14 protein-coding genes and 1 pseudogene are annotated in these 12,336 nt (G+C 49.6%); 14 read left to right on the top strand and 1 reads right to left on the bottom strand.

Features of this window, described 5'->3' with window-relative positions; translation table 11 throughout:
* Positions 1–2: 2 nt before the first annotated feature.
* From VV089_RS20270 to rpsR, 7 genes and pseudogenes are all read left to right on the top strand, one after another.
* On the top strand, positions 3–599 hold the full coding sequence (locus tag VV089_RS20270) for a 4'-phosphopantetheinyl transferase family protein (protein ID WP_172542819.1): 597 nt from the start codon (positions 3–5) through the stop codon (positions 597–599).
* A gap of 142 nt (positions 600–741) precedes the next feature.
* A complete protein-coding gene (gene srtB / locus VV089_RS20275) occupies positions 742–1,527 on the top strand; it encodes a class B sortase (protein ID WP_172542820.1) in 786 nt (261 codons plus the stop codon).
* Between the two features lie 32 nt (positions 1,528–1,559).
* Positions 1,560–2,263, top strand: a pseudogene (locus VV089_RS20280) (NAD-dependent protein deacylase).
* Positions 2,253–2,435, top strand: a complete 183-nt coding sequence (locus VV089_RS20285) for a DUF951 domain-containing protein (protein WP_172542822.1) — start codon at positions 2,253–2,255, stop codon at positions 2,433–2,435. Before VV089_RS20280 ends, VV089_RS20285 begins: the two are co-directional and overlap by 11 nt.
* 187 nt (positions 2,436–2,622) lie before the next feature.
* A complete protein-coding gene (rpsF, locus tag VV089_RS20290; RefSeq protein ID WP_172542823.1) occupies positions 2,623–2,910 on the top strand; it encodes a 30S ribosomal protein S6 in 288 nt (95 codons plus the stop codon).
* A gap of 36 nt (positions 2,911–2,946) precedes the next feature.
* A complete protein-coding gene (locus VV089_RS20295; protein ID WP_172542824.1) occupies positions 2,947–3,402 on the top strand; it encodes a single-stranded DNA-binding protein in 456 nt (151 codons plus the stop codon).
* 44 nt (positions 3,403–3,446) lie between these two features.
* Positions 3,447–3,713 carry a 30S ribosomal protein S18 gene (gene rpsR / locus VV089_RS20300; protein WP_160564896.1) on the top strand — a complete coding sequence of 89 codons (267 nt, stop codon included), beginning with the start codon at positions 3,447–3,449 and terminating at the stop codon, positions 3,711–3,713.
* Between the two features lie 98 nt (positions 3,714–3,811).
* On the opposite strand, the gene VV089_RS20305 is transcribed toward rpsR, so the two are convergent.
* Positions 3,812–4,528 carry a GntR family transcriptional regulator gene (locus tag VV089_RS20305; RefSeq protein WP_334337177.1) on the bottom strand — a complete coding sequence of 239 codons (717 nt, stop codon included), beginning with the start codon at positions 4,526–4,528 and terminating at the stop codon, positions 3,812–3,814.
* Positions 4,529–4,921: 393 nt separating this feature from the next.
* On the opposite strand from VV089_RS20305, the gene VV089_RS20310 reads away from it, so the two are divergent.
* From VV089_RS20310 to VV089_RS20340, 7 genes are all read left to right on the top strand, one after another.
* Entirely contained in the window at positions 4,922–5,656 is a 735-nt protein-coding gene (locus tag VV089_RS20310) for a sugar isomerase domain-containing protein (protein WP_172542826.1), read from the top strand.
* 29 nt (positions 5,657–5,685) lie between these two features.
* Positions 5,686–5,961 carry a PTS sugar transporter subunit IIB gene (locus VV089_RS20315; RefSeq protein ID WP_172542827.1) on the top strand — a complete coding sequence of 92 codons (276 nt, stop codon included), beginning with the start codon at positions 5,686–5,688 and terminating at the stop codon, positions 5,959–5,961.
* 149 nt (positions 5,962–6,110) lie between these two features.
* Positions 6,111–7,451 carry a PTS ascorbate transporter subunit IIC gene (locus VV089_RS20320; RefSeq protein ID WP_334337178.1) on the top strand — a complete coding sequence of 447 codons (1,341 nt, stop codon included), beginning with the start codon at positions 6,111–6,113 and terminating at the stop codon, positions 7,449–7,451.
* 197 nt (positions 7,452–7,648) lie between these two features.
* Positions 7,649–9,700 carry a DHH family phosphoesterase gene (locus VV089_RS20325; protein ID WP_172542829.1) on the top strand — a complete coding sequence of 684 codons (2,052 nt, stop codon included), beginning with the start codon at positions 7,649–7,651 and terminating at the stop codon, positions 9,698–9,700.
* A complete protein-coding gene (gene rplI, locus VV089_RS20330) occupies positions 9,697–10,143 on the top strand; it encodes a 50S ribosomal protein L9 (RefSeq protein ID WP_172542830.1) in 447 nt (148 codons plus the stop codon). Before VV089_RS20325 ends, rplI begins: the two co-directional genes overlap by 4 nt.
* A 1-nt stretch (position 10,144) precedes the next feature.
* Positions 10,145–11,488, top strand: coding sequence for a replicative DNA helicase (dnaB, locus tag VV089_RS20335; RefSeq protein ID WP_172542831.1), 1,344 nt, complete (start codon positions 10,145–10,147; stop codon positions 11,486–11,488).
* 235 nt (positions 11,489–11,723) lie between these two features.
* Positions 11,724–12,320, top strand: a complete 597-nt coding sequence (locus VV089_RS20340; protein ID WP_172542832.1) for a MerR family transcriptional regulator — start codon at positions 11,724–11,726, stop codon at positions 12,318–12,320.
* Positions 12,321–12,336 lie beyond the last annotated feature (16 nt).

Raw genomic sequence — 12,336 nt, forward strand, 5'->3', positions numbered from 1 at the left:
ATATGGTACGTGTATACTGGGCGGAAATACCAGAGAAAGAGATCAAGCCAAAAGCACAGTCAGAATGGGCCCATAGGCTTTTTGAGACAGCCCTTCAAAGAGAATACCCGTCTATCAGCAGCCCCATTCTGCTTCAGAAGGACGAAAAGGGAAAGCCGTTTCTTCCGGAATATCCCGGGATTTATATGAATCTTTCCCACAGTGGAAGATATGCAGCCTGTGCCATAGGGGAAAAGCCGGTGGGCATTGATATAGAATGCCGAAAGAGCCGGAGGAAGCGGGAGCTTGTGATAAAAAAATTCCATCCGGAGGAACAAAGGCTTTATATGAATACCGAAGAAACAGAACAAGAAAGACTGTTTCACGATTTATGGGTATTGAAGGAAAGCTTTATGAAAGCAGAGGGAACAGGGCTTGGAATTCCCCTGGACGCTTTTTATATGGAGGAACTCCAGAAAGGAACCGGCAGAGTCTGTCAAAAGCAAAATGATAAGATTTATTATTATATGCTTTACCAGTTAAAGGATGCCGTATTTAGTCTGGCAGTTTCCTCGGAAGAGGCCGATCTTGCGAAAGAGCCGCTGGAAGTGTTCCTTTGAGTTTACACGCCGCTGCTTTGCGAAGCGTGTTACTGGCCGCGGAGTGAACAGTAACCATGATGCCTGGAAATCCTGAGTTTTCAGCATTTGGATCTGGTTTTTTAGCAGTTAGTTTGATAGAATGAATTAGAGGTGATGGAAGATGAGACGAAAGAAGAAAAGACGTGTACCTGTGGTTCTGATTGCAGCGCTGGTTCTGTGCCTTGGCATGGTGATTTACTGTGGAAGCCAGCTGGCCGGTATTTTCCTGGAATATAAGGAAGGGACCGATGAGTACGATGAATTGAAAAAGTATGTAGAGAAGGAGCTTCCGGAGGATGCATACGGGGAAGAAGCTTCCGGGGAGGAAGAGGAGGAAGAGGTACGGGAACAGCGTATCGCCTTTGAGGAGCTGAAAGCGCTGAATGAGGACGTGATCGGCTGGATCGAGATTCCGGACACCGAGATCAGCTATCCCCTGATGCATGGGGAGGATGATCAATATTACTTAAAGCACACGTTCAGCGGAAATAAAAACAGTGCGGGCAGCATTTTCATAGAGACATTAAATAAACCGGATTTTTCCGAACGGCACACCATAATCTATGGACATAATATGAAGAACGGTTCCATGTTCGGCGGCCTTAAAGAGTACCGCAATGCGTCCTACCTGGTAGATCATCCGATGGTTTACATAGATCTGGAGGACGGAACCCATGCCTATGAGATCTTTTCCTGCTATGAGACGCCGGCAAACAGCAATACCTATACCATAGGCTTTGCGTCAAAGCCGGACGCGCGGTATGAGCAGTTTGTACAGACCCTTAAGAACAGTTCGGCCTATGATACAGGAATTGACGTATCCAAAAATGACAGAGTAATCACCCTCTCTACCTGTACCAAGAGAAGTGAGAATCGTTTTGTAGTACATGCAAAGAGAATTTATTAGAAAGAAGGGACGGCATGACAACAGAGGAACGAATGGGGCGTTTGAAGGAATACGTGGAGGAAAGCAGCCGGATTGTATTTTTCGGAGGAGCCGGAGTCTCCACGGAGAGCGGCATCCCGGATTTCCGCAGTACAGACGGATTGTATCACCAGGAATGGAAGTATCCTCCGGAGACGATTCTAAGCCACAGCTTTTTTGTAAGCAGCACGGAAGAATTCTACCGTTTTTATAAGAAGAAGATGCTCTGCCTGGACGCAAAGCCCAATGCCGCCCACAAAAAGCTGGCCCGGCTTGAGGAGCAGGGAAAGCTGACCGCAGTAGTGACCCAGAATATCGACGGCCTTCACCAGCTGGCCGGAAGCAGGAACGTATATGAGCTCCACGGATCCGTTCACCGCAATTACTGCCAGAAGTGCGGCAGATTCTACGATGCCGCATATATGCTGGAGGCGGAGGGTGTACCCCGCTGTGAGTGCGGCGGCCTGATAAAGCCGGATGTAGTCCTCTATGAGGAAGGGCTTGACAACCGTACTATCCAGGGGCAGTAGAGGCCATTGCCCATGCAGATCTTCTGATAATCGGCGGAACATCTCTGGCAGTCTATCCGGCAGCCGGACTGATCGACTATTTTACAGGAAAGCATCTGGTCGTGATCAACCGGGCGGCCACGCCCAGAGACAGTCATGCGGATCTGTTGATACAGGCCAATATAGGAGAGGTGTTAAGTGGAATATAAAGTAGGAGACATCGTAAAGCTGAAAAAGCAGCATCCCTGCGGAAGCTGCGAGTGGGAGATCTTACGCATAGGAGCAGACTTCCGCTTAAAATGCATGGGCTGCAGCCGTCAGATCATGATAGCCAGAAAGCTGGTAGAAAAAAATACCAGAGGCCTTCGGACGCCGGAATAGGAAGTATGGCCGCAAACCCTTTGGAGCTGCTGCAGCTCCTTCTTTTTACCCGTGGATTTGTTATGTGTTTTTAGGAAAAGCACTTGAATTTCCAGGAAAAATGTGTTATAGTTTGATTTCGTGATAGATTATTCATTTCCTTGTTTCCTCCATAGAGAGGAAGCCAGAGACCAAAAGGAGGTAAAGCATGAACAAGTATGAATTAGCATTGGTTGTGAATGCAAAGGTAGAAGATGACGTAAGAACAGCCACTGTAGAGAAGGCAAAAGAGTACATTGCCCGTTACGGCGGAACTGTGACCGAGGTTGAGGATTGGGGCAAGAAGAGACTTGCTTACGAGATTCAGCACATGAGAGAAGCATACTACTACTTTATTCAGTTTGAAGCAGATACAACCTGCCCGGCTGAAGTGGAGAGACATGTTCGCATCATGGAGAATGTTGTCCGCTATCTGTGTGTTCGCAAAGACGCATAGACCAAGGTTTTAACCGGAAAGTAGAGGATTGTTAGTATGAATAAAGTGATTTTAATGGGACGTTTGACCCGGGATCCGGACGTGCGCTACTCACAGGGTGAGAATGCCACGGCGGTAGCAAGATATACACTGGCCGTAGATCGAAGATTTAAAAGAGACGGAGATCAGAGTGCAGACTTTATCGGCTGCGTTTCCTTTGGAAGACAGGCGGAATTTGCAGAGAAGTACCTGCGCCAGGGTACTAAGATTGCCGTTACCGGACGGATCCAGACAGGAAGCTATACCAACCGCGACGGACAGAAGGTGTACACCACAGACGTAGTGGTAGAGGAGCAGGAGTTTGCAGAGAGCAAGGCAGCGGCAGGCGAGCATGCAGGCGGCTTCCAGCAGCAGAATTCCTTCCGCCAGAGTATGCCGGAACCCTCCGCAGCGGCAGGAGACGGTTTTATGAACATCCCGGACGGCATTGACGAGGAGCTGCCCTTCAACTAACAATCGTGGAATGAAAAGAGAGATTATATAAGGAGGTAACAGCCATGGCTTACACAAAATCCGATAAAGGCGACGCTCCCATGAGAAGAAGAGGCATGGGACGCAGAAGAAAAAAAGTCTGCGTATTCTGCGGAAAAGAGAATAACGAGATCAATTACAAAGATGTGAATAAATTAAAGAGATACGTGTCTGAGAGAGGAAAGATCCTCCCCAGAAGAATCACAGGAAACTGTGCAAAGCATCAGAGAGCTCTTACGGTTGCGATCAAGAGAGCGCGTCACATCAGCCTGATGCCTTATGTAATGGATTAATCCAAAGCGATAACAGGGACTGCTTTGCGGACAGAGAATTCTGTCTGCAAGGCAGTTTTTTTGTGCACAGCCATGTGCAGAGAAAACCTACAGGATTTTTAATTGGCGTAATAGAAGGCGCGGAACTTGTACTTATCCCCGCGGACCGTTGTTTTGTGTATGGCGATCAGCCGTTCATTTTCATAACAGAAGCGTTCCAGAAGCATACAGGGCTCCTGGGGAGAGATCTGAAGGAACTTTGCTTCCTGTACGGTAGGCATGATGGGGGAGAGAAGCTCGTTGGTATCGTGGATAGTCATGGAATAGTAGAGCTCCAGATAGGCATACAGGGAGTTGGACTTTAGGTAATCCAGATCCAGGCGGAAGAAACGCTCCCGGGGAAGATAGGCCGTCTCAATCATCAGAGGATAACCGTTGGCAAGGCGGAGGCGCACAAGCTTATGCCAGCGGCTAAAGCCTTCGTTTTCGGTGAGCGCTTCCGACAGATATTTATCGCCCTCAATGAGATCATAGCTCAGGATCTGATTCGTAATTTCAATATGCTGGGCACGGAGGGCGCCCGCGAAGGAGTGAAACTGGGAAAGGGGCTGCTCATACATCTGGGGCTTGACAAAGTTGCCGCTGCCCTGTTTTTTCTCGATATACTTGTCTTTGCGCAGATCATCCAGGGCGCGCCGAATGGTGGCCCGGCTTACGTGATACATTTCACAGAGGGTTCGCTCGGAGGGGAGATAGGTTTTTTCCAGATAATATCCGGACATGATTTTTTCAAGGAGATCCTGGTAGATTTCACGATAAAGAGGAACGGTATTCATGTATTTTCCTTTCGGTAAACAGAAGTTTGGTTTCTATAGTTTCAGTATACTCACAGCTGATGCTTCCGTCAAGAAGGAGCTCTTAGGTATGGCATTTCCCAGGAAAAATAGATGAAAACTTATATGTTTTACATAAAAAAGTATACGGCTATTCGTTTTAGTTAGTCCATTTGCACAAGTGGTATGCTACCTATAATGATACCAATTGCGGATTGGGCTAAAAAGGCCGATACCACTTGCCATTGGCCGTAATTGGGTTACAATGGGATCAGAAAGGGCATCCGGAAAGGGGGAGAGAGGGAGCAGAGGACAGGAATTTTCTGCAGGGCAGGAATTTTGAAAGATGCAAAAAGGAAGGAAATACTGAATAATCGCAGAAGGAGTGGAGAAGGATTGAAGTATCAGGAATATTACCAGGTCATTACCGATCAATTGGAGCAGGAGTTTAAGGAGGAGGGAGAACAGATCAGCCAGGCGGCGCAATACTGTGCAGACTCTGTGATGGAAAACCGCCTCATCCATGTTTTTGGATGCGGACATTCCCAGATGTTTGCCATGGAGGTATTTTACCGGGCCGGCGGTCTGGTTCCCGTCAATGCATTGCTGATTCCTCATCTGGCCTTATTTCCCAAGGCAAAGCTGAGCACCATGCAGGAGCGGATTGAGGGGTTTGCAAAGGGATATCTGGAGCTGGAGGATGCAGATCCGAGAGATACCATGATTATCGTATCCATATCGGGGCGCAATGCAGGAGTGGTTGACATGGCGCTTGCCGCAAAGGAGATCGGCATGAAGGTGGTGGCGCTGGTGTCTGAAAGTTTTGCGGATGCGACGACCTCGCGTCATTCAAGCGGAAAGAACTTAAAGGATGTGGCGGATACAGTGATTGATATTAAATGTGTTGCCGGAGACGCTGCGCTGAGCATAGAGGGGATGGAGGCAAAGTTCTGCGGTACGTCCACGGTTCTGGGAATGACGGTTATGGAATCTATTATAGCCCAGACTGTTGAAAACTGCATGAAGCGGGGATATTGTCCGCCGGTATATGTAAGTTCAAATCTTGACAAGGGCGATGCCATCAATGCAGAGTACATAAAGAACTATTCGAAGCAGATATCCTGTCTGTAGGGCGGAGGAACAATAGAAAGGGGTAAAAAATGCAGATTGTATGTGTATGTGGGATGGGAATGGGGTCCAGCCTGATTATGAAAATGACGATAGACAAAGCGCTTCGTGAATTGGGGGTTGAAGCAGAGATTGAGCACTGGGACGCAGGTACGGTGGGGAGCAAAAATGTGGATTTGATTGTGACCAGCGAGGACTTTGCAGAGCGCTTTGCAGATCGGGACAATGTAGTTTATTTAAAGAACGTGGTAAACGGAAACGAAGCGAAGGAGAAGCTCCAGGCATACCTGGAGAAGATGAAGGGGTAAGTACTGTAAGGATATTACGGAACTGGAAAACAGTAATATCCTTCACAATGCACAAATCGATTTGCAGACACATGTTTTCTGTGGCTGGAAATTGATTTCAGACCCGTGTATTGTGGAGGATATTACGGAACTGGAATAGGAGAAGGCATATGAAATTTTTGGGATTTTTTTTGGAATTGTTACAGACGCCGGCAGTTGTACTGGCATTTGTGTCATTGATTGGTCTTATTGTGCAGAAAAGGGGGTTTTCCTTTGTGCTGAGCGGAACCGTAAAGACGGCATTGGGCTATCTGGTTCTCTCGGCGGGCTCCAGTCTGATTGTCACAGAGATTCTGCCCTTTGTGGGACTGTTTCAGAGCGTATTCGGGCTGGACGGCTTTGCCACCGGCTCTGAAGTGATTGTAGGAGCTATGTCGGAAGCCGTTCCGGCGATTGCCTCCGCATCGGCCGTGATTATGGGCGGCGGTTTCCTGGTAAATATTCTTTTGGCAAGATTTACGCCGCTGAAATACATTTTCCTTACGGGACATATGATGTGGATAAGCTCCATTGCAGTAGCCTACAGCCTGTATACCGCAGGACTGGAAAGCGGAATGATTATGATTGTCGGCGTGCTTCTCCAGGGAGCATTTTTAACGCTGATTCCGGCTGTCTCACAGCCTATGGTGCGCAGCGTAACAGGAACGGATGATTTTGCCATCGGCCATCTGACTACCCTGGGTACCGTCTCTGCAGGATACATCGGCGGTTTCCTTGGAAATAAGGAAAAGGATGCGGAAGATCTGCATCTTCCCAAGAAGCTGTCCTTTTTCAAAGATACGGCTATGTCGATCTCGATTGTAATGGTAGTGTTCTATCTTATTGTTGTCATCGCAGCCGGTCCGGAGGAAGTGGCGGCTTATGCAGGCACTACCAATTACATTATTTACGGACTGCTGAAGGGACTTGGATTTACGGCAGGAATCCTGGTGCTGCTCCAGGGCGTGCGTATGCTTCTTGGCGAGCTGGTTCCGGCCTTCAAGGGGATTGCGGATAAGCTGGTTCCCCATGCGGTTCCGGCCCTGGATGTTCCGGTGCTTTTTACCTATGCGCCAAACTCGCTGATGCTTGGATTTATTTTCGCCGTGGCTGGGATGCTGGCAGCCATGCTTGTGAGCTCCCTGGTTCTGGGCGTTGTTCCCCTGGTGTCGATTATCGGCGCATTCTTTACCGGAGGCGTAGCCGGCGTATTCGGAAATGCAAGGGGCGGACGCCGGGGCGCTATGATCGCAGGCTTTGTGTATGGATTTGAACTGATTTTCCTCTCCGGCCTTACATACCGCATTTTTGACCGCTTTGCCGCAGTGGGCGCAGAGGGAACAGGCCATGACTGCATCGATGCCATGATGCTGATGCTGGCCATGAAGAATGTCTGGATCGGCATTGTAGTGATAGCAGCGGTATTTGTTCTCCTTTCGGTGCTGAAGGCGAAAAGGGAGAAAGCAGTATAAAAGACAGACAGAAAATACATCTTTCTTATGGAGAATGAGGGCATCCGCAGGCCGAAAAACCTGGAGATGCCCTCATTTTCCATGTATAAGGGGAAATTCTATGGCAAATATGAAAAATGTGTGATACAATAGGCAAAGAAGTCTGCGGAGCTGTCAATAATCTGCGGATGCAAGCGTTTGATCATGGAGATAAAAGAATGAAAAAGAAGGTTCATCTGAAAGGCCAGTTAAAAGGTTATACACAGTGGCTCTTATTATTGAGTGTTCTGCTGCTTGCCATGAATGCCTGTATGTATTCCATGTCCATAAAGGCAGGAATTCTGGTGTCAGCGTTTCTGGCAGTGTATCTGCTGATTGTGATTCTGCTGTATCTGCGCAGCAGGACACAGATATACAATGAACTGATTTCCTTTGCCACCCAGTACGGCCAGATTCAGAAAAAGCTTTTGAAGGAGCTGGCTCTTCCCTATGCCCTTCTGGATGCCCAGGGAAGGGTTTTGTGGGGGAATACTGCCTTTTTTGAGGTGAGCGGAAGATCAAAGAAGGGGCTGCGCAAGCCGATAAATTGGTTTTTTCCGGAGTTTTCAAAGGAAGAGCTCCTTACCGAGGAGGGAGAGGACAAAAAGACTGTCCGTTTTTCTACAGAGGAGAGGGATTTCCGGGTGGACATCCGCCGTGTGTATATGGAGCACATGATGGAGGACAATGCCCTGGTGGATATAGACGAGGACGACGGGTATCTGGTTGCCCTCTATATGTTTGACGAGACAGAGATCAATATGTACATCCGCATGAACAAAGAAGAGCGCCTGGTAGCCGGACTGCTTTATCTGGATAACTATGAGGAGGCTCTGGATACGGTGGAGGAGGTGCGCCGTTCCCTTCTGGTGGCCCTGGTGGATCGGAAGATCAACAAGTACATCGGAGCCTTTGGCGGAATTGTGAAGAAGATGGAGAAGGATAAGTACTTCATCGCAATCCAGGAAAAGCATCTGCCTGTTATGAGAGAGAACAAGTATGAGCTGCTTCAGGATGTAAAGACCGTGAACATCGGCAATGAGATGGCCGTGACACTGAGCATGGGTCTTGGCTTAAGCGGCGCAACCTTTGCGGAAAATTATGATTACGCCCGGATTGCCATTGATCTGGCCCTGGCCAGGGGCGGCGACCAGGTAGTCATCAAAGAAGGGGAGAGCATCACCTACTTTGGCGGCAAGACGCAGCAGGTGGAGAAGGCAACCCGGGTAAAGGCCCGTGTGAAGGCCCATGCACTGCGGGAATTTATTGAGAGCCGGGATAAGGTCATGGTTATGGGGCACAAGATGGGGGATATGGATTCCTTCGGCGCATCTATCGGTATCTACCGGGCGGCCAAGGTGCTGGGGAAGCGGGCTTATATTGTGATCAACGATATCACCAATTCCGTCCGTCCCTTAAGAGAGAGCTTTCATGACAATCCGGTTTATGAAACAGATATGTTCCTTCGGGGAGAAGAGGCCCTGAACCTGATTGACCGGAATACGGTTCTGGTGGTGGTGGACACCAACAGGCCCAATTATACAGAGTGCAGCGAGCTGCTTGGCCGGACGCCGACCATTGTGGTGCTGGATCATCACCGGCAGACCAACGAGCAGATTGAAAATGCAGTTCTTTCTTACATCGAGCCCTATGCATCCTCTGCCTGCGAGATGGTGGCGGAGATCCTGCAGTACTTTGACGAAGGGCTGAAGATTAAGACGACAGAGGCGGATTGTCTCTATGCGGGAATCGTCCTGGATACGGATAACTTTATGCGCAGAACCGGGGTGCGCACCTTTGAAGCTGCGGCCTTCTTAAGACGCTGCGGTGCGGACGTAACCCGTGTGCGGAAGATGTTCCGCAATGAAATGGTGGAATACAAGGCCAGGGCAGAGGCGGTGCGCCATGCAGAGGTTTACCATGGCTTTGCCATCTCCATCTGTCCCAATGAGAATATTGAGAGCCCCACCATTGTGGGAGCCCAGGCGGCAGACGAGCTGCTGAACATAGTAGGGGTAAGGGCCTCCATTGTGCTGACCTATTACCAGCACCGGACTTATGTGAGCGCCCGCTCCATTGATGAGGTAAATGTGCAGATTCTTACGGAGCGTCTGGGAGGCGGCGGCCATATGAACATGGCGGGAGCCCAGCTGGACTGCGGCGTGGAAGAAGCTATGGAAATTGTAAAACATACCATTGAAAAAATGCAGGAGGAAGGAGAATTCGAATGAAAGTAATTTTAATAGAGGATGTAAAGTCCCTGGGAAAGAAAGGACAGCTGGTGGATGTAAATGACGGCTATGCCCGGAATTTTATTCTGGCGAAGAAGCTGGGCCTGGAGGCTACACCTAAGAATCTCAATGATCTGAAGCTTAAGAAGGCCAATGAGGAAAAGGTGGCCAAGGAAATTTACGAAGAGGCTGTGGCATTTGGCGAGAGGATCTCCAAAATGGAGGTCAATGTGAGCATCAAGGCAGGGGAGGGCGGCAAGATATTCGGCTCCGTTTCCTCCAAGGAGATAGCCCAGGCAGCCCTGGATCAGCTTGGCGTGGAGCTGGACAAGAAGAAGATGCAGCTTCCCAGCCCCATTAAGACAGTAGGAACGCAGATGATTCCCATTAAACTGCATCCCAAGGTGACGGCGCAGCTCAAGGTGAATGTAAGAGAAGCATAAGATGGAAGAAGCAATTATCAAACGAACGATGCCCCACAGCCAGGAGGCGGAGCAGGCGGTGATCGGTTCCATGATCATGGATCGGGAAGCGATTCTGGCTGCCTCTGAGATGATTATAGGGGAGGATTTTTACCAGAGGCAGTACGGCGTTGTCTTTGAGGCCATGGTGGAGCTGTTTAATCAGAATGAGCCGGTGGATCTGGTGACGCTGCAGAACCGTCTCCGGGCCAAGGAGGTTCCGGAAGAGATCAGCAGCATGGAGTTCATGCGCAATATTCTGGACTCTGATTTTGTGTCTGCCAATATCAAAAAGTATGCCGGCATTGTGGCGGAGAAGTCTGTCCTTCGGAAGCTTATCCGGGTCAATGAGGAGATTAACAATCTTTGCTACGGAGGCGTGGAGTCTCTGGATGAGGTTCTGGAGCAGACAGAGAAGAAGGTGTTCGATCTGGTTCAGAGACGGAATGCCGGAGAGTTTGTGCCGATTAAGCAGGTGGTGCTGAATGCCATTCAGAAGATTGAGACGGCCTCCCGGACGAAAGGAAATGTAACGGGAGTTGCCACGGGCTTTAAGGATCTGGATTATCAGACTTCGGGCTTCCAGCCCTCGGATCTGATTCTGATTGCCGCCCGTCCTTCTATGGGAAAGACGGCTTTTGTGCTGAATATTGCGCAGTATATGGCTTTCCGCAATGATGTGACGGTTGCGATTTTCAGCCTGGAGATGTCCAAGGAGCAGCTGGTGAACCGTCTCTTGTCTATGGAATCCGGTGTGGATGCCCAGAAGCTGCGGAACGGGAATCTGACGGATAATGACTGGGAACGTCTGGTGGAGGGCGCAGAAGGTGTGGCGCGCTCCAATTTGATTATTGACGACACACCGGGAATTACGCTGGCTGAGCTGCGGAGCAAGTGCAGGAAGTACAAGCTGGAGCATGGGCTTGGGATGGTGATGATTGATTACCTGCAGCTGATGACAGGAGGGGGCCGTTCTTCGGAATCAAGGCAGCAGGAGATATCTGATATTTCCCGGGGGCTTAAGAGCCTGGCAAGGGAGCTGAATGTGCCGGTTGTGGCTTTGTCCCAGCTGAGCCGCGCAGTGGAGCAGAGGCCGGATCACAGGCCGATTCTTTCGGATCTCAGAGATTCGGGGGCTATTGAGCAGGATGCGGATATGGTGATGTTTTTGTATCGGGATAATTACTATAATAAGGATTCGGAGATGAAGAATCTGGCGGAGGTGATTGTGGCGAAGCAGAGGAATGGGCCTATTGGGACGATTAATCTTTTGTGGATGCCGGAGTATACTGCTTTTAAGAATTATAATCCCAGGCCGGTTATGTGAGGAGGATGGCAGAACGAAAGGTGTTGAAGCTTTCACAAAATAAGACAGCAGCCTTTTCCATATCCTGTGTTCGGACGGTTCGCGTACAGTCTGTCTGCTCTGTGCGTACATTGCCCTTTTAAGGTTTTTTGAGATCTTCAGATTTACAGTTTTTGTAAATTTTTCTTGCATTTTTGGGGAAGGGTGTTATAATGTAGAATATGGAAAAAATTTACATAAAATCGGAGGGATAGGTATGGGCGAAGTGCGGTATATGATTTCTGACGCGGCTAGGCTGGTGGATGTGGAGGCTCATGTGCTCCGCTACTGGGAGGAGGAGCTGGAGCTTCCGATTGGCCGTAATGAGATGGGGCACCGCTATTATACGGAAGAGAATGTGAGGCTGTTTCAGCGGATTCGGGAGCTGAAGGAGCAGGGGGTGCAGCTGAAGGCGATTAAGATGCTGATTCCGGATCTGGAGCAGGGGGAGACGGAGATTACACATCTGCTGGCTCGTGTGGACAAGCTTCCGGCTGCGGAGGAGGGGCAGGCTGCCGCCCGGGAGGAGAAGATGCAGCAGTTTCAGTGTATTATGAGCCGGCTTATTTCTGAGGCGCTGGAGGACCATACGGAGCGTATGGGCAGGGAGATCAGCACGCAGGTGAGCGGGCATGTGATCAAGGAGATGGATTATCTTCTGCGGATGAAGGAGGAGCGTGAGGACGAGCGCTTTAAGCGGCTGGATGAGGCCATCCGCAGCTCCCAGAAGGCCAGGAAGGAACGGGCGGGCCTTAAGAAGGAAGAGAAGAAGAGGTGGGGCTTTTTTGGGGTGAAAAAGGGACAGGCTGTGTAGGCCTGTCCTTCCTTTT

It is taken from the genome of Candidatus Merdisoma sp. JLR.KK011, assembly GCF_036941125.1.
Classification (GTDB): Bacteria; Bacillota; Clostridia; order Lachnospirales; family Lachnospiraceae; genus Laedolimicola.